At 41.5% G+C, this 17,606-nt stretch carries 13 protein-coding genes; 10 read left to right on the top strand and 3 right to left on the bottom strand.

Annotation, left to right across the window (positions count from 1 at the left end; translation table 11 throughout):
• Positions 1 to 220: 220 nt before the first annotated feature.
• From D8854_RS07920 to D8854_RS07895, 6 genes are all read left to right on the top strand, one after another.
• A complete protein-coding gene (locus D8854_RS07920; RefSeq protein ID WP_125450454.1) occupies positions 221 to 1,921 on the top strand; it encodes an acetolactate synthase large subunit in 1,701 nt (566 codons plus the stop codon).
• On the top strand, positions 1,914 to 2,390 hold the full coding sequence (gene ilvN / locus D8854_RS07915; protein ID WP_084974056.1) for an acetolactate synthase small subunit: 477 nt from the start codon (positions 1,914 to 1,916) through the stop codon (positions 2,388 to 2,390). The genes D8854_RS07920 and ilvN overlap by 8 nt, the downstream gene beginning before the upstream one ends.
• A gap of 88 nt (positions 2,391 to 2,478) precedes the next feature.
• Positions 2,479 to 3,501 (top strand): ketol-acid reductoisomerase, encoded by a 1,023-nt coding sequence (gene ilvC / locus D8854_RS07910; protein WP_000290685.1) that lies wholly within the window; start codon positions 2,479 to 2,481, stop codon positions 3,499 to 3,501.
• Positions 3,502 to 3,579: 78 nt separating this feature from the next.
• Positions 3,580 to 4,830, top strand: coding sequence for a threonine ammonia-lyase IlvA (gene ilvA, locus D8854_RS07905; protein ID WP_084945604.1), 1,251 nt, complete (start codon positions 3,580 to 3,582; stop codon positions 4,828 to 4,830).
• Between the two features lie 77 nt (positions 4,831 to 4,907).
• Entirely contained in the window at positions 4,908 to 5,804 is an 897-nt protein-coding gene (locus D8854_RS07900; protein WP_000242874.1) for an SPFH domain-containing protein, read from the top strand.
• 100 nt (positions 5,805 to 5,904) lie between these two features.
• On the top strand, positions 5,905 to 6,120 hold the full coding sequence (locus tag D8854_RS07895; protein ID WP_001130035.1) for a hypothetical protein: 216 nt from the start codon (positions 5,905 to 5,907) through the stop codon (positions 6,118 to 6,120).
• A gap of 93 nt (positions 6,121 to 6,213) precedes the next feature.
• Here the strand turns inward: D8854_RS07895 and D8854_RS07890 are convergent, their stop codons facing one another.
• Together D8854_RS07890 and D8854_RS07885 are read right to left on the bottom strand one after the other, a co-directional pair.
• On the bottom strand, positions 6,214 to 6,954 hold the full coding sequence (locus D8854_RS07890; RefSeq protein WP_125450453.1) for an amino acid ABC transporter ATP-binding protein: 741 nt from the start codon (positions 6,952 to 6,954) through the stop codon (positions 6,214 to 6,216).
• The gene (locus tag D8854_RS07885; protein WP_125450452.1) at positions 6,954 to 8,516 is read right to left on the bottom strand and encodes an ABC transporter substrate-binding protein/permease; all 1,563 of its coding nucleotides are present in this window, start codon (positions 8,514 to 8,516) and stop codon (positions 6,954 to 6,956) included. The genes D8854_RS07890 and D8854_RS07885 overlap by 1 nt, the downstream gene beginning before the upstream one ends.
• Before the next feature lie 133 nt (positions 8,517 to 8,649).
• Here D8854_RS07885 and D8854_RS07880 point away from each other — a divergent pair, with 133 nt between their 5' ends.
• Positions 8,650 to 10,539: a DUF2207 domain-containing protein gene (locus tag D8854_RS07880; protein WP_125450451.1), complete on the top strand. Its 1,890-nt coding sequence runs from the start codon at positions 8,650 to 8,652 to the stop codon at positions 10,537 to 10,539.
• 61 nt (positions 10,540 to 10,600) lie between these two features.
• Positions 10,601 to 11,446, top strand: a complete 846-nt coding sequence (locus D8854_RS07875) for an undecaprenyl-diphosphate phosphatase (RefSeq protein ID WP_125450450.1) — start codon at positions 10,601 to 10,603, stop codon at positions 11,444 to 11,446.
• A 33-nt stretch (positions 11,447 to 11,479) separates the two neighbouring features.
• On the opposite strand, the gene dinB is transcribed toward D8854_RS07875, so the two are convergent.
• Entirely contained in the window at positions 11,480 to 12,541 is a 1,062-nt protein-coding gene (dinB, locus tag D8854_RS07870; RefSeq protein ID WP_125450449.1) for a DNA polymerase IV, read from the bottom strand.
• Between the two features lie 237 nt (positions 12,542 to 12,778).
• Between dinB and pflB the strand changes: the two genes are divergently transcribed.
• Together pflB and D8854_RS07860 are read left to right on the top strand one after the other, a co-directional pair.
• Positions 12,779 to 15,094, top strand: coding sequence for a formate C-acetyltransferase (gene pflB / locus D8854_RS07865; protein WP_000260614.1), 2,316 nt, complete (start codon positions 12,779 to 12,781; stop codon positions 15,092 to 15,094).
• 392 nt (positions 15,095 to 15,486) lie between these two features.
• Entirely contained in the window at positions 15,487 to 17,583 is a 2,097-nt protein-coding gene (locus D8854_RS07860; RefSeq protein ID WP_125450448.1) for an ATP-dependent Clp protease ATP-binding subunit, read from the top strand.
• The last annotated feature ends 23 nt before the right edge of the window (positions 17,584 to 17,606 follow it).

Below are 17,606 nucleotides of genomic sequence, written 5' to 3'. Positions count from 1 at the left end.
TATGTTCTATATCAAGGAAGGTTAGAAAAATATACCCTAAACTAAATTTGGCAGTAATAAAATCGTTCAATTCCCTATTCATATTTATAAAAATAGGAAAAACATTCATAAAAACACGTTTAGATAGAAAATTCAGAAAATTGCTTCTTTTGTCTTGAAAATTTTTGAAAAAATGGTATGATAGTAACAAGCTATTTTTAAGAGAAGAGAAAGGGGAACAATGGAGAAAATCAGTTTAGACGCTCCTAAGACGGGATCGGATCTAGTTTTGGAAACCCTCCGTGATTTAGGAATGGATACCATATTTGGTTATCCTGGTGGGGCTGTCTTGCCTTTATATGATGCGATTTATAATTTCAAAGGCATTCGCCACATCTTGGGTCGCCATGAACAAGGCTGTTTGCATGAAGCTGAAGGTTATGCCAAATCAACTGGAAAGTTGGGCGTTGCCGTCGTCACGAGTGGACCGGGAGCAACAAATGCCATTACAGGAATCGCGGATGCCATGAGCGATAGCGTTCCCCTTTTGGTCTTTACGGGACAAGTCGCTCGAGCAGGCATTGGGAAGGATGCCTTTCAGGAGGCGGATATTGTCGGTATTACCATGCCTATTACCAAATACAATTACCAAGTCCGTGAGACAGCTGACATTCCTCGCATCATTACGGAGGCTGTCCATATCGCGACCACAGGTCGTCCTGGCCCAGTTGTGATCGACTTGCCTAAGGATGTATCTGCCTTAGAGACAGACTTCATCTATTCACCAGAGGTGAATTTACCAAGTTATCAACCGACGCTTGATCCGAATGACATGCAAATCAAGAAAATCTTGAAGCAATTGTCAAAAGCCAAGAAACCTGTTTTGTTGGCAGGTGGTGGGGTTAGTTATGCAGAAGCAGCTGCCGAGCTCAATGAATTTGCTGAACGTTACCAAATTCCAGTGGTGACCAGTCTTTTAGGGCAAGGTACGATTGCGACTAGCCATCCGCTCTTCCTAGGAATGGGAGGTATGCACGGTTCTTTCGCGGCCAACATTGCCATGACCGAAGCGGACTTTATGATTAGTATTGGTTGCCGTTTCGATGACCGCCTGACTGGCAATCCTAAGACCTTTGCTAAGAATGCTAAGGTTGCTCATATCGATATAGATCCAGCTGAGATTGGTAAGATTATCAGTGCAGATATTCCAGTGGTTGGGGACGCTAAGAAAGCCTTGCAGATGCTACTGGCAGAACCAACTGTTCATAACAATACTGAAAAGTGGATTGACAAAGTTACCAAGGACAAGAATCGTGTTCGTTCTTATGATAAGAAAGAACGTGTGGTTCAACCTCAGGCCGTTATTGAACGCATCGGTGAGTTGACGAATGGAGATGCCATTGTTGTCACAGACGTAGGGCAACACCAAATGTGGACAGCTCAGTATTATCCTTACCAAAATGAGCGTCAATTGGTCACATCTGGTGGCTTGGGTACCATGGGATTTGGAGTTCCTGCGGCTATCGGAGCCAAGATTGCCAATCCAGAAAAAGAAGTAGTTCTTTTTGTCGGTGATGGTGGTTTCCAAATGACCAACCAAGAACTAGCTATCCTAAACATCTACAAGGTGCCGATTAAGGTTGTCATGTTGAATAACCACTCCCTGGGAATGGTTCGTCAGTGGCAAGAATCCTTCTATGAGGGTAGAACTTCCGAATCAGTCTTTGATACACTTCCTGACTTCCAGCTGATGGCACAGGCTTACGGAATTAAAAATTATAAATTTGACAATCCAGAAACGATAGAAAAAGATCTAGGGGCTATTCTGGAGGATGTGCCGATGTTTATCGAGGTGGATATTTCTCGTAAGGAACAGGTCTTACCGATGGTACCAGCTGGTAAGAGCAATCATGAGATGTTGGGGGTGAAGTTCCATGCGTAGAATGTTAACGGCAAAACTACAAAATCGTTCAGGAGTCCTCAATCGCTTTACAGGTGTCCTTTCTCGTCGTCAGGTCAACATTGAGAGTATCTCAGTTGGTGCGACAGAGAATCCTGATGTATCACGGATTACCATCATTATTGATGTGGCTTCTCATGATGAAGTGGAGCAAATTATCAAGCAACTCAATCGTCAGATTGATGTGATTCGCATTCGAGATATCACGGATAAGCCACACTTGGAAAGAGAAGTTATCTTGGTGAAGATTGCAGCACCAGCTGAAAAACGTGCAGAAATCTTGGCCATTATCCAACCCTTCCGTGCAACGGTAGTAGATGTGGCTCCAAGCTCAATCACCATCCAGATGACGGGAAATGCTGAAAAGAGTGAAGCTTTATTGCGAGTGATTCGACCATACGGTATTAAAAATATCGCTCGTACGGGTGCAACTGGATTTACCCGCGACTAATACTCTTTGATTTTCAATGAGTATAAAATCCAGCATAAATTGTTTAACCAGCCTATAAGGCAATAAAAATAGAAAAGAGAGAAAAACTATGGCAGTTCAAATGGAATACGAAAAAGATGTTAAAGTAGCAGCGCTTGACGGTAAAAAAATCGCCGTAATCGGTTATGGTTCACAAGGACATGCGCATGCGCAAAACTTGCGTGACTCAGGTCGTGATGTCATCATCGGTGTGCGTCCAGGTAAATCTTTTGACAAAGCAAAAGAAGATGGTTTTGACACTTACACAGTAGCAGAAGCAACTAAATTGGCTGACGTTATCATGATCTTGGCACCAGACGAAATTCAACAAGAATTGTACGAAGCAGAAATCGCTCCAAACTTGGAAGCTGGAAATGCAGTTGGATTTGCTCATGGTTTCAACATTCACTTTGAATTTATCAAAGTTCCTGCAGATGTAGATGTCTTCATGTGTGCTCCTAAAGGGCCAGGACACTTGGTGCGCCGTACTTATGAAGAAGGATTTGGTGTTCCAGCTCTTTATGCAGTCTACCAAGACGCCACAGGAAATGCGAAAAACATTGCTATGGACTGGTGTAAAGGTGTTGGAGCAGCTCGTGTAGGTTTGCTTGAAACGACTTACAAAGAAGAAACTGAAGAAGATTTGTTTGGTGAACAAGCTGTACTTTGTGGTGGTTTGACTGCCCTTATCGAAGCAGGTTTTGAAGTATTGACAGAAGCAGGCTATGCCCCAGAATTGGCTTACTTTGAAGTTCTTCACGAAATGAAATTGATCGTTGACTTGATTTATGAAGGTGGATTCAAGAAAATGCGTCAATCTATTTCAAATACTGCTGAGTACGGTGACTATGTATCAGGCCCACGTGTGATTACTGAGCAAGTTAAAGAAAACATGAAAGCAGTTCTTGCAGACATCCAAAATGGTACATTTGCAAATGACTTTGTAAATGACTATAAAGCGGGACGTCCAAAATTGACTGCTTACCGTGAACAAGCAGCTAACCTTGAAATTGAAAAAGTTGGTGCAGAACTACGTAAAGCAATGCCATTCGTTGGTAAAAACGACGATGATGCTTTCAAAATCTATAACTAATTCTTAGAATAAAAACAGAAGGCGAGTTGGGGGGTACCTAACTCGCTTTTTACCTTGTAAAGTATTTGAGGAGGAGACATGCTAAGTGCAAAAGATGTGGTGAAAGCCCACAAAGTTTTAAGTGGTGTAGTAGTGAATACACCACTGGAATATGATCATTACTTATCAGAAAAGTATGGAGCTAAGATCTATCTGAAAAAGGAGAATGCGCAAAGAGTTCGCTCTTTTAAAATTCGCGGAGCCTATTATGCCATTTCTCAACTATCAAAAGAAGAACGTGAGCGTGGTGTAGTCTGTGCCTCTGCGGGAAATCATGCCCAAGGTGTCGCCTATACTTGTAAGGAGATGAAGATTCCTGCAACAATTTTTATGCCCATCACAACACCGCAACAAAAGATTGGGCAGGTTCGCTTTTTCGGTGGAGAGTTTGTGACAATCAAGTTGGTTGGGGATACCTTTGATGCTTCTGCTAAGGCAGCGCAAGAGTTTACGTTGTCAGAAAATAGAACCTTTATCGATCCTTTTGATGATATCCATGTTCAAGCTGGTCAAGGAACTGTGGCCTACGAAATTCTTGAAGAAGCCCGTAAAGAGTCTATTGATTTTGATACAGTACTAGTTCCGGTAGGTGGTGGCGGACTGATTGCAGGGGTTTCGACCTATATCAAAGAAACCAATCCCGCTATCGAAGTAATTGGTGTAGAAGCCAATGGTGCCCGTTCGATGAAGGCAGCCTTTGAGGCTGGAGGACCAGTTAAACTCAAAGAAATTGACAAATTTGCTGATGGAATAGCGGTGCAGAAAGTTGGGCAGTTGACTTATGAAGCAACTCGTCAGAATGTTGAAACTCTTATTGGAGTAGATGAGGGTTTGATTTCGGAGACCTTGATTGATCTTTATTCCAAGCAAGGAATTGTCGCCGAACCTGCTGGAGCGGCCAGCATTGCAGCCTTGGAAGTTCTATCGGACTATATCAAAGGTAAGACCATTTGTTGTATCATCTCTGGAGGGAACAACGACATCAACCGTATGCCAGAGATGGAAGAACGTGCCTTGATTTATGATGGCATCAAGCATTACTTTGTTGTGAACTTCCCACAGCGTCCAGGAGCTCTACGGGAGTTTGTAAATGACATTTTGGGGCCCAATGATGACATCACTCGTTTTGAATATATCAAACGGGCCAGCAAGGGGACAGGTCCAGTATTGATTGGGATTGCTCTTGCTGATAAGCATGATTATGCTGGCTTGATTCATCGGATGGAAAAGTTTGACCCATCTTATATCAATCTGAACGGAAATGAGACTTTGTATAATATGCTAGTCTAAAATAAATTTGCTATCATATTATTTGCCAATTTCCTATAATGATGCTATAATGATGGTGACGAAAGGGGGAGATTCCCATGGTTTTACATGTTTTACTTGTTCTCTTTATTCTAGTGCTGATTGCATCAGCGATTATTATCAGCTCTGTATATGTTGTAAGGCAACAGTCTGTCGCTATTATCGAGCGTTTTGGTAAATACCAAAAGTTGAGTAATAGTGGTATTCATGTACGAGCGCCTTTTGGAATTGATAGAATTGCAGCCAGGGTGCAGTTGCGTCTATTGCAAAGTGAGATCGTCGTGGAAACAAAAACACAAGATAATGTATTTGTGACCATGAATGTGGCGACTCAGTATCGAGTGAATGAGAATAATGTCACAGATGCTTACTATAAACTAATGAGACCAGAAGCTCAAATCAAATCCTATATTGAAGATGCTTTGCGTTCATCTGTACCTAAATTGACCTTGGATGAACTATTTGAGAAAAAAGATGAAATTGCATTAGAAGTTCAAAAGCAAGTAGCAGAAGAAATGTCTACATATGGTTACATCATTGTAAAAACACTGATTACGAAGGTTGAGCCTGACGCTGAAGTTAAACAATCAATGAATGAAATCAATGCTGCTCAACGTAAGAGAGTCGCTGCGCAAGAACTTGCAGAAGCAGATAAGATTAAAATTGTGACCGCGGCAGAAGCAGAGGCAGAAAAAGATCGCCTACACGGGGTAGGGATTGCAGAACAGCGTAAGGCTATTGTTGACGGACTTGCTGATTCTATTCAAGAATTAAAAGGAGCCAATGTTGAACTCACGGAAGCCCAGATTATGTCCATTCTATTAACAAATCAGTATTTGGATACTTTGAATAATTTCGCAGATAATAAGGGCAATAATACCATCTTCCTACCAGCAAATCCTGATGGAGTTGAAGATATACGAACAAGCATATTATCAGCTTTAAAAGCTAAGTAATAATAATTCATTATTTGTTTTCAATAAGTAGATGTTTTTTGGATAATCCTAAAAGAATGGATATATTTCAGTATCGTAAAGAACAAAATAGGAGAAGAACATGGCTAAATCAAACTTTGAAAAAGTAGAATCAGTTGTTGGCTGGGTTCGTGATAAGAAAATCACAGGTTACCGTATCTCTAAGGAAACAAATGCACGTGAAATGTCAATTATTGCTTTGGCACAAGGTCGTGCAAAAGTGAAAAATATTTCATTTGAAACAGCTCTAGGCTTAATTGATTTTTATGACAAGAATCATGAAAAATTTGAAGATTAAACTAGGCTTACAGGCAGATTCTTAAAATGGATCTGCCTTTTGTTTTGAAAAGAGTTAGTAAAAAGACTACATATTTTATGCAGTCTTTGCTTGTTAGTTGAGATAGCGCTGAAGAAATTCTCGCGTTCGTTCTTCTTTAGGGTTCGTGAAGAGGTCTTCTGGCTTGCCTTCTTCGGCAATGACACCCTTATCCATAAAGATGACACGGTGTGAGACATCGCGGGCGAACTCCATTTCGTGGGTGACGACGATCATAGTCAGGCCTTCTTGAGCCAGGTCTTGCATGATTTTAAGGACTTCACCGACCATTTCTGGGTCAAGGGCAGATGTTGGTTCGTCGAAAAGGATGGCGTCAGGATTCATGGAGAGGGCGCGTGCGATGGCCACACGTTGCTTCTGGCCACCAGAGAGTTGTTTTGGTTTGGCTTGCCAATAGCGTTCTCCCATGCCAACTTTTTCAAGATTTTCTTTGGCAATTTTTTCAGCTTCAGAGCGTTCTCGTTTAAGGACAGTCGTTTGGGCGACGATCGTATTTTCGAGAACATCGAGATTTTCAAAGAGATTGAAGGATTGAAAAACCATTCCGAGCTTTTCACGATAGTGAGTAAGGTCATAGCCTTTTGCAAGGACGTTTTCTCCGCGATAGAGAATTTCCCCCTCAGTAGGTGTTTCAAGTAGGTTGATAGAACGTAGGAAGGTTGATTTTCCGCTTCCTGAGCTCCCGATGATGGAGATAACCTCTCCTTTGTGGACTGACAGAGAGATGTCTTTTAAGACTTCATTTTGTCCATAGAATTTTTTGAGGTGTTTAATTTCAAGAATGGGTTGATTCATTATTTCAAGTCCTCCGTTTGCATTTGATTAGCACCTGTAGTGTAGGTATCCATGTCCATGCGTCTTTCGATGAAGCGCAAGATACGGGTCACTGTGAAGGTGAGGACAAAGTAAATCACGGCGATGATTGTAAATGTCTGGAAGTATTGATAAGTTTGGGTGGCCACAGTATTACCAGAGAAGTAGAGTTCTACCACAGAGATAACATTCAGTACAGAGGTATCTTTGATATTGATGACAAACTCATTACCAGTAGCAGGTAAGATATTGCGAACGACCTGAGGGAGGACAACCTTGCGCATGGTTTGATTGTGGGTCATACCAAGAGCAGTTGCAGCTTCAAATTGTCCCTTATCGACTGCTAGGATACCTCCACGGACGATTTCTGTCATGTAGGCCCCCGTGTTGATTGAAACGATGAAGATGGCAGCCAGTGTACGGTCAAGGTTAATACCGAAGGCTTGTGCTGTACCGTAGTAGATAACCATAGATTGAACGATCATAGGCGTGCTACGGAAAATTTCAATATAGACATTGAGAATCCAGCCAAGTAGCTTTTGCAAGCCATAGATGGCCTTGCTTTCAGATAGTGGAGCAGTACGGAAGACTCCTATTGCAAGCCCGATAATAAGCCCTGCGATGGTCCCGATAATGGAGATCAAGAGTGTGATACCAGCACCACGCAAGAGTTGTTGCCAGTTTTCAGAAAGGATCTTAGCGACTTGACTAAAGAAACTACTTTCTTCCTCCGTTGTTGTCGCCTCAACTGGTTGCTCTTTGATCATCCGATCCATAAGAGCTACTTGTTCGTCCTTAGAAATGGTTTCGATGCTGGCATTGATTTGGCTGATGCGGCTGTCATCTTTACGAAGTCCAATGGCAATAGCGGTGTCTTCTTCTCCGGTTTCAAAGCCTTTGTCAAGCTGGACCATCTTGAATTTGGAGTTGGCAGATTCAGCGGTCAGGGCTTCAGGGCGTTCTGAAACATAGGCATCGATGACACCTGCTTCAAGTGCTTGACGCATCTGAGCAAAATCCCCCATGGCTGTTTCTTTTTTGGCACCTGGGATTTGGGAAATCAAGTCATAAAGGTAAACGCCTTGTTGAGACGTGATTTTTGCTCCGCTAAAATCGTTTAAAGATTTGGCGTTGGCATAGGCAGAGTCCTTTTTGACCAATAGAACAGGTTCACTAGTATAGTAACTGCTTGAAAAGGCAATTTCTTGTTTACGTTCAGCCGTTGGGCTCATACCTGCAATGATCATATCGATTTTGCCAGAAGTAAGAGCAGGAACAAGTCCTTCCCACTTGGTTTTAACGACCAAAGGTTCCTTACCTAGATCTTTGGCAATCTTTTTAGCGATTTGGACATCGTAGCCATTGGCATATTGGTTGGTACCGTCAATTTTAACAGCACCGTTACTATCATCGTCTTGGGTCCAGTTGAAGGGGGCGTAAGCTGCCTCCATCCCGATGCGTAAATATTCGTCAGCTTGGACCTTGCTAACTAGTCCTAAGGTAAGGGCTAGGCTAGCAAGGATAGATAAGCATAATTTTTTCATGTTTTCTCCTATTTCTAGTCTAAAAATGACTTCTCTCTATTGTATCGAAAAATAGTGAGATTTTCAATACAAGTAAGCCTTTACTTATAAAAAATGATATAATGATAGCAAAGATAAAAAGGGGGATTGTGTTGTGAAAAAGACTTTTTTCTTGCTTTTATTTAGCTTGTTTTGTATTTTACCACTCTCTGTTTTTGCGGTTGATTTCAAGATTCGCTCTTATCAAGGTGATTTGTATATTCATGCAGATAATACAGCAGAATTTAGGGAGAAAGTAGTCTATTATTTTGATGAAGACTTTAATGGACAACTAGTAGGACTTGGCCGTTCTGGTAAGATGCCAAAGGGCTTTGAAATAGATTCCAGTCCAAAGGTTCAGGTATGGAAAAATGCTAGCGCCATTGAGAATGTCAATAGTGAAGTGATAGAAGAATCGGAAGGGTATACTGTAAAAGTGTATAATCCAGGCCAAGGGGGAGATACTGTTGAAGTGGTAATCACATGGCAATTAAAAAATCTCCTATTTCTATATGATGATATCGCGGAACTTAATTGGCAACCCTTGACGGATAGTTCAGAACCTATCGAAAATTTTGAGTTTCGGGTAATGGGCTTTAATGGAGCTGAAAAACTTTTCTTTCATACAGGGAAACTCTTTACAGAGGGCAAGGTAGAGAAGATGGATGGTGATTATCGTGTTCATTTGCAGAACCTACCTCGTCAGCGTGGGGTTGAATTGCATGCCTATTGGCCTAGAAAAGATTTTGGAACGGCTTTGGATCAGGGATTGAAGGGCAATCGTTTAGCAGAATTTGAAAAAATAGAGGAATCCATTACTGCTGAAAAAACTCAAAGTAAAGCTCTGGCTACGTGGATTATCCCTTTACTGCTCTCGATTTCTTTAGTCTTAAGTGTCATTTTCTACCACATTTACAGAAGAAAAACCTCCCCATCGAAGAAATATGACAAAAATCNCCGTCTCTATGAACCGCCAATGGACTTAGAACCGATGGTTTTATCGGAAGCTGTTTACTCCACTTCTTTAGAGGAAGTCAGTCCCTTGACCAAGGGAGGAGGGAAGTTCACCTTTGACCAACTCGTTCAGGCAACTTTATTGGATGTGATCGACCGTGGAAATGTTTCAATCATCTCAAATGGAGACGAGGTCCGTCTAAAAGTCGTAAAAGAAAAAGGATTAGCAAGTTTTGAAAAAGATTGCCTTAATTTGGCTTTTTCAGGAAGAGAAGAAGTGCTTGTTTCAGATTTGTTTGCAGATTACCAAGTGTCAACTAGTCTTTACCAAGGTGCAAAAGCAACTGATGAAAAACGGATTCAGAAAACGGGACGTAAGCTTAAGTCTTCTTTCGAGCAAGCTCTGAAGCAGATGCAGGATGGGGTGAGAAAGCGGGTTTCCTCTTTGCAACTTCCAGATTATTATCGTCCACTGAGTAATGGAGAAAAAATCTTGCGATTGACGATAGGTGTCTCTACGCTTCTACCTGCTTTCGTTGGTTTTGGCTGGTTCTTGTATAGTTTGGATGCTCACGGGTACCTTTCTCTACCACTTCCTATCCTTGGGTTTGTGAGCTTGATGTTAGCTGCCGTCTATTATTGGACGACACGATTTGATACTCGTGATGGTGTTTTAAACGAAGAAGGACTAGAAGCATACTATCTCTGGACTAGTTTTGAAAACATGCTTCGCGATATCGCTCACCTAGACAAGGCAGAATTAGAAAGTATTGTTCTTTGGAATCGCCTCCTTGTCTATGCTACTTTATTTGGTTATGCGGACAAGGTGAGTCATTTGATGAAATCTTATCAGATTCAAGTTGAGAACCCAGATATCAATCTTTACATAGCTTATGGCTGGCACAGTATGTTTTATCATTCAACTGCTCAAATGAGTCACTATGCTAGTATTGCAAACACAGCAAGTACCTACTCCGTCTCTTCTGGAAGTGGAAGTTCTGGCGGAGGATTCTCAGGAGGCGGAGGCGGTGGTAGTATCGGAGCCTTCTAGAAAAAATCTATCACAACATCCGAAATTATGCTATAATAGAGGACAGAAAAAGGAGTAATGTATGTATTTTATTGAAATTTTGAAGTCAATCTTTTTTGGGATTGTTGAAGGAATTACAGAATGGTTGCCTATATCAAGTACTGGCCACTTGATCCTGGTTGAAGAATTTGTACAATACAAGGACCAGAATGAAGCCTTCATGTCTATGTTTAATGTTGTCATTCAGCTGGGAGCTATTTTAGCAGTTATGGTGATTTACTTTAACAAGCTTAATCCTTTCAAACCTGGTAAAACTAAGGTAGAAGTTCGTCGAACTTGGCAATTGTGGTCAAAAGTTCTCGTTGCAACCTTGCCTTTACTATTGGTTTTTAAACTAGATGATTGGTTTGATGCCAACTTCCATAACATGGTTTCGGTTGCAATCATGTTGATTATCTATGGTGTTGCCTTTATCTATCTTGAAAAACGAAATAAGGCGCAAGCCGTTGAACCAACAGTAACAGAGTTAGACAAGTTGCCTTATAAAACAGCCCTTTACATTGGACTCTTCCAAGTCCTCGCCCTCTTCCCAGGAACGAGCCGTTCAGGTGCGACGATTGTTGGTGGTTTGTTAAATGGAACGAGCCGCTCTGTCGTAACAGAGTTTACCTTCTATCTCGGAATTCCTGTTATGTTCGGAGCCAGTGCTTTAAAGATTTTCAAATTTATTAAAGCAGGTCAACTCTTGAGTTTTGGACAACTGTTCTTGCTCTTGGTTGCTATGGGTGTTGCCTTTGCGGTCAGCATGGTTGCCATTCGTTTCTTGACCAGCTATGTGAAGAAACACGACTTTACACTCTTTGGTAAATACCGTATCGTACTCGGTAGCGTTTTGTTGCTCTATAGTTTTGTGCGTTTATTTGTATAAGAAAAAGCTTGAGGGAATTTTCCTTCAAGCTTTTTAAAATCCTGTCACTGTAATTCCTAGTAAACGAACGCCTTTCTCTTTTTCGGCTAGTTCTTCGTAAAGTTGAAGGGCGGTTTGAGAAATCTGGCTAGCGTCCTGTGTTGCTTGTGAGAGGCTTTTCCGCCTAGTTAGAGTGGAGAAGTCAGCGTAACGAATCTTTAGGATAATGATTTTTCCAGCTTTGTCTTGTTTGCTGAGATTGAGAGCAACTTTTTCAGAGAGAAGAGTCAGCTCTTTTTTGATGTCCTCTTCAGCCTGGAGAATCTTTCCATAGGTTTTCTCCTTGCCAATGGACTTACGAATGCGATTGGCCTTGACTGGTGAGTTATGAATGCCTCTAGCTTTCCGATAAAGGTCAAAACCGAGTCTGCCAAACCGATCGATTAAAGTGACTTCAGAAACGTCTAATAAGTCTGCGCCAGTATAAATGCCCATTTCATGAAGCCTTTCCACTGTTTTCTTGCCCACTCCATGAAATTTAGAAATATCCATTTGTTTGAGAAATTCTTGGGCTTGGTCAGGGAGGATAACTGTCAAACCATGTGGCTTTTGATAATCGCTGGCCATTTTAGCTAGAAATTTATTGTAAGAAACACCTGCAGAAGCGGTAAGGTGCAGCTCCTGCCAGATATCTTGTTGAATGAGACGAGCTATTTTGACAGCTGACTTGATACCGAGTTTATTTTCTGTCACATCCAAGTAGGCTTCGTCAATACTCATAGGTTCAATCAGGTCGGTGTAACGTTTAAAAATAGCTCGGATCTCAAGTCCCACAGTTTTGTATTTTTCATAATTTCCCGAGATAAAGACGGCTTGAGGGCAACGCTCATAAGCTTCTTTAGAACTCATGGCTGAATGAACACCAAAAGCTCTCGCCTCGTAGCTACAGGTAGAAACGACACCTCGACCACCTGTTTGTCTGGGGTCGCTCCCAATGATAACAGGTTTGCCCTTTAACTTAGGATTATCTCTTATTTCCACCGCAGCAAAAAAGGCATCCATGTCGATATGGATGATTTTTCTGGACAAATCATTAATCAATGGAAATATGAGCATTTTTTCTTCCTTTCTAGTGTCATTTTCTATTTATTATACCCTTTTTTCTGAAAAAATGGGAAAGAGTACTCATTCTTTCAAATATATAATACAGATCGCACTGATAAACAGACTGTATTAGAAAAGAAAGTGATAAAAAAGCCTTTTTTCGCTTGTTGAAATCGGTTACTGTATGGTATACTGGTCTCATGAATGTAACAGATGACTGTTACTAGAAAGAAAAATGAGGACATTAACATGGTTGTTAAGACAGTTGTTGAAGCACAAGACATTTTTGATAAAGCTTGGGAAGGCTTCAAAGGCGTAGATTGGAAAGAAAAAGCAAGTATTTCTCGCTTCGTTCAAGCTAACTACACACCTTACGATGGAGATGAAAGCTTCCTTGCTGGACCAACAGAACGTTCACTTCACATTAAAAAGATTGTAGAAGAAACAAAAGCACACTACGAAGAAACTCGTTTCCCAATGGACACTCGTCCAACATCTATTGCTGATATTCCTGCTGGATTTATCGACAAAGAAAACGAATTGATTTTTGGTATCCAAAACGATGAACTCTTCAAATTGAACTTCATGCCAAAAGGTGGTATCCGTATGGCTGAAACTACTTTGAAAGAAAATGGATACGAACCAGATCCAGCTGTTCACGAAATCTTTACTAAATACGTAACAACAGTTAACGACGGTATCTTCCGTGCCTATACTTCAAACATCCGTCGCGCTCGTCACGCTCACACTGTAACTGGTCTTCCAGATGCCTACTCACGTGGACGTATCATCGGTGTTTACGCACGTCTTGCTCTTTACGGTGCAGACTACTTGATGCAAGAAAAAGTAAACGACTGGAATGCAATTAAAGAAATTGATGAAGAAACAATCCGTCTTCGTGAAGAAGTAAACCTTCAATACCAGGCATTGCAACAAGTTGTTCGCTTGGGTGACCTTTACGGAGTTGATGTCCGCAAACCAGCGATGAACGTCAAAGAAGCCATCCAATGGGTGAACATCGCCTTTATGGCTGTCTGCCGTGTTATCAACGGTGCTGCAACATCTCTAGGACGTGTGCCAATCGTATTGGATATCTTTGCAGAACGTGACCTTGCTCGTGGCACATTTACTGAATCAGAAATCCAAGAGTTCGTTGATGATTTCGTTATGAAACTTCGTACAGTTAAATTTGCTCGTACAAAAGCTTATGACCAATTGTACTCAGGTGACCCAACCTTCATCACAACTTCTATGGCTGGTATGGGTAACGACGGTCGTCACCGTGTTACTAAGATGGACTACCGTTTCTTGAACACTCTTGACAACATCGGTAACTCTCCAGAGCCAAACTTGACAGTTCTTTGGACTGACAAATTGCCATACAACTTCCGTCGCTACTGTATGCATATGAGCCACAAACACTCTTCTATCCAATACGAAGGTGTAACAACAATGGCTAAAGACGGATACGGTGAAATGAGCTGTATCTCATGCTGTGTGTCACCGCTTGACCCAGAAAACGAAGATCAACGCCACAACATCCAGTACTTCGGTGCTCGTGTAAACGTTTTGAAAGCCCTTCTTACTGGTTTGAACGGTGGTTACGACGATGTTCACAAAGACTACAAAGTATTTGACATCGATCCTATCCGTGACGAAGTTCTTGAATTTGAATCAGTTAAAGCGAACTTTGAAAAATCTCTTGACTGGTTGACTGACACTTATGTAGATGCTTTGAACATCATCCACTACATGACTGACAAGTACAACTACGAAGCTGTTCAAATGGCCTTCTTGCCAACGAAACAACGTGCCAACATGGGATTCGGTATCTGTGGATTTGCTAACACTGTTGATACATTGTCAGCGATTAAATACGCTACCGTTAAACCAATCCGTGATGAAGATGGTTATATCTACGATTATGAAACAATCGGTGAATACCCACGTTGGGGTGAAGATGACCCACGTTCAAACGAATTGGCAGAATGGTTGATCGAAGCTTATACAACTCGTCTACGTAGCCACAAACTTTACAAAGACGCAGAAGCTACAGTATCACTATTGACAATCACATCTAACGTTGCTTACTCTAAACAAACTGGTAACTCACCAGTCCACAAAGGTGTATACCTCAACGAAGATGGTTCTGTGAACTTGTCTAAACTTGAATTCTTCTCACCAGGTGCTAACCCTTCTAACAAAGCTAAAGGTGGATGGTTGCAAAACTTGAACTCACTTGCTAGCCTTGACTTTGGTTACGCAGCTGACGGTATCTCATTGACAACTCAAGTTTCTCCACGTGCTCTTGGTAAGACTCGTGACGAACAAGTGGATAACTTGGTAACAATCCTTGATGGTTACTTCGAAAACGGTGGACAACACGTTAACTTGAACGTTATGGACTTGAACGATGTTTACGAAAAGATCATGTCAGGTGAAGACGTTATCGTACGTATCTCTGGATACTGTGTAAACACTAAATACCTCACTCCAGAACAAAAAACTGAATTGACACAACGTGTCTTCCACGAAGTTCTTTCAATGGATGACGCATTGAGCTAAGATTCAATTGTAATAGAGAAAAGCCAGTCGATATGACTGGCTTTTTGTGTGCTTAAAAATTTTTTAAAAAATAGTCAAATTTGGTCAAAAAATTATTGACTTTTACTGACCAAAGTGATATAGTAGAAACATAAGGAAAATGAATTCCTTAAAAAGCTCATTTTCAACGAATTGTTCCTTGAGAATGAAGTGTAGAATCCCAGGAAAGGGGTGAGGCCTATGTTAAATCTAACAGATTTTGAAAAGAAGATGATAAAAGGCTTATTTAAAAAAGAAAAACCAGAAATTATACGTAGGGTAGCTAGTTAGCTAGTCTAAAATTTTTAAAACAAAGGTCAAAGATAGTCAATATCAGAGGCCGCGAATAATGAACAATAAACGAGGTAAAGAATATGAATAACAACTTTAACAACATGGATGATTTGTTTAACCAATTGATGGGTGGTATGCGAGGATACAGTTCTGAAAATCGTCGCTACTTGATTAATGGACGTGAAGTGACACCTGAGGAATTTGCTCATTATCGTGCAACTGGTCAATTGCCAGGAAATGCAGAATCTGATGGACAAATGCAACAACACGCGTCAGGTATGAAACAAGACGGTGTCCTTGCTAAACTAGGTCGTAACTTGACAGCGGAAGCTCGCGAGGGCAAGTTGGATCCTGTTATCGGACGAAACAAGGAAATTCAAGAAACATCTGAAATCCTCTCACGCCGTACCAAGAACAATCCTGTTCTGGTCGGAGATGCAGGTGTTGGTAAGACAGCCGTTGTCGAAGGTCTAGCACAAGCCATTGTGAACGGAGATGTTCCAGCTGCTATCAAGAATAAGGAAATCATTTCCATTGATATCTCAGGTCTCGAGGCTGGTACTCAATACCGTGGTAGCTTTGAAGAAAATGTGCAAAATCTAGTCAACGAAGTGAGAGAAGCAGGAAATATTATCCTCTTCTTTGATGAAATTCACCAAATCCTTGGCGCTGGTAGCACTGGTGGAGACAGTGGATCTAAAGGGCTTGCGGATATTCTCAAGCCAGCTCTCTCTCGTGGTGAGTTGACCGTTATTGGAGCAACAACTCAGGATGAATACCGTAACACTATCTTGAAGAATGCAGCTCTTGCTCGTCGTTTCAACGAAGTCAAGGTCAATGCTCCTTCAGCAGAGGATACCTTTAAAATTCTTCAAGGGATTCGTGACCTCTATCAACAACACCACAATGTCATTTTGCCAGACGAAGTCTTGAAAGCAGCAGTGGATTATTCAATCCAGTACATTCCTCAACGTAGCTTGCCTGATAAGGCTATCGACCTTGTCGATGTAACTGCGGCTCACTTGGCAGCTCAACATCCAGTAACAGATGTTCATGCTGTTGAACGTGAAATTGAGGCAGAAAAAGACAAGCAAGAAAAAGCAGTTGAGGCAGAAGACTTTGAAGCAGCTCTTAATGCCAAAACTCGCATTGCAGAATTGGAGAAAAAAGTCGAAAACCACACAGAAGATATGAAAGTGACTGCCACTGTCAATGATGTGGCCGAATCTGTGGAACGAATGACAGGTATTCCAGTATCTCAAATGGGAGCGTCAGACATCGAACGTTTGAAAGATATGGCTCATCGTTTGGAACACAAGGTAATCGGCCAAGATAAAGCGGTTGAAGCAGTGGCTCGTGCTATCCGTCGTAATCGTGCTGGTTTTGATGAAGGCAATCGCCCAATCGGTAGCTTCCTCTTTGTGGGTCCTACTGGGGTTGGTAAGACCGAGCTGGCTAAGCAATTGGCACTCGATATGTTTGGAACCAAGGATGCGATCATTCGTTTGGATATGTCTGAATACAGTGACCGCACAGCTGTATCTAAGCTAATCGGTACAACTGCTGGTTATGTGGGGTATGATGACAATAGCAATACCTTGACAGAACGTGTTCGTCGCAATCCTTACTCTATCATTCTCTTGGATGAGATTGAAAAGGCTGATCCTCAAGTCATTACTCTTCTCCTCCAAGTCTTGGATGATGGTCGTTTGACTGATGGCCAAGGAAATACTGTTAACTTTAAAAACACTGTCATTATCGCAACATCAAATGCTGGATTTGGCTATGAAGCTAACTTGACAGAAGATGCGGATAAACCAGAGTTGATGGATCGCTTGAAACCATTCTTCCGTCCAGAGTTCCTCAACCGCTTTAACGCAGTTATCGAGTTCTCACACTTAAATAAGGAAGATCTTTCTAAGATTGTGGACTTGATGTTGGCTGAAGTCAACCAAACCTTGGCTAAGAAAGGAATTGACCTTGAAGTTAGTCAAGCAGCTAAGGACTTTATCACAGAAGAAGGCTATGACGAAGTCATGGGTGTTCGTCCTCTCCGTCGTGTAGTTGAACAACAAATCCGTGATAAGGTGACAGACTTCCACTTGGATCATCTAGATGCCAAACATTTGGAAGCAGATATGGAAGATGGCGCTTTAGTCATTCGAGAAAAAGCCTAACCCGAGATTTTGAGAATAAAAAA

Origin of the sequence: Streptococcus mitis, assembly GCF_003943905.1 — a bacterium.
Classification (GTDB): domain Bacteria; phylum Bacillota; class Bacilli; order Lactobacillales; family Streptococcaceae; genus Streptococcus; species Streptococcus mitis_BC.
Note: the sequence above shows the minus strand (reverse complement) of the source record. Positions and strands in the feature narration are given on the sequence as shown.

What these genes read in the sequence shown, in the direction of transcription:
- D8854_RS07895 (WP_001130035.1), top strand. Translation starts at nt 5,905, where the DNA reads ATGGCTAAATCAAACTTTGAAAAAGTAGAATCAGTTGTTGGCTGGGTT.
- ilvA (WP_084945604.1), top strand. Translation starts at nt 3,580, where the DNA reads ATGCTAAGTGCAAAAGATGTGGTGAAAGCCCACAAAGTTTTAAGTGGT.
- ilvC (WP_000290685.1), top strand. Translation starts at nt 2,479, where the DNA reads ATGGCAGTTCAAATGGAATACGAAAAAGATGTTAAAGTAGCAGCGCTT.
- pflB (WP_000260614.1), top strand. Translation starts at nt 12,779, where the DNA reads ATGGTTGTTAAGACAGTTGTTGAAGCACAAGACATTTTTGATAAAGCT.
- D8854_RS07885 (WP_125450452.1), bottom strand. Translation starts at nt 8,516, where the DNA reads ATGAAAAAATTATGCTTATCTATCCTTGCTAGCCTAGCCCTTACCTTA.
- ilvN (WP_084974056.1), top strand. Translation starts at nt 1,914, where the DNA reads ATGCGTAGAATGTTAACGGCAAAACTACAAAATCGTTCAGGAGTCCTC.
- D8854_RS07860 (WP_125450448.1), top strand. Translation starts at nt 15,487, where the DNA reads ATGAATAACAACTTTAACAACATGGATGATTTGTTTAACCAATTGATG.
- D8854_RS07900 (WP_000242874.1), top strand. Translation starts at nt 4,908, where the DNA reads ATGGTTTTACATGTTTTACTTGTTCTCTTTATTCTAGTGCTGATTGCA.
- D8854_RS07875 (WP_125450450.1), top strand. Translation starts at nt 10,601, where the DNA reads ATGTATTTTATTGAAATTTTGAAGTCAATCTTTTTTGGGATTGTTGAA.
- dinB (WP_125450449.1), bottom strand. Translation starts at nt 12,541, where the DNA reads ATGCTCATATTTCCATTGATTAATGATTTGTCCAGAAAAATCATCCAT.
- D8854_RS07890 (WP_125450453.1), bottom strand. Translation starts at nt 6,954, where the DNA reads ATGAATCAACCCATTCTTGAAATTAAACACCTCAAAAAATTCTATGGA.
- D8854_RS07920 (WP_125450454.1), top strand. Translation starts at nt 221, where the DNA reads ATGGAGAAAATCAGTTTAGACGCTCCTAAGACGGGATCGGATCTAGTT.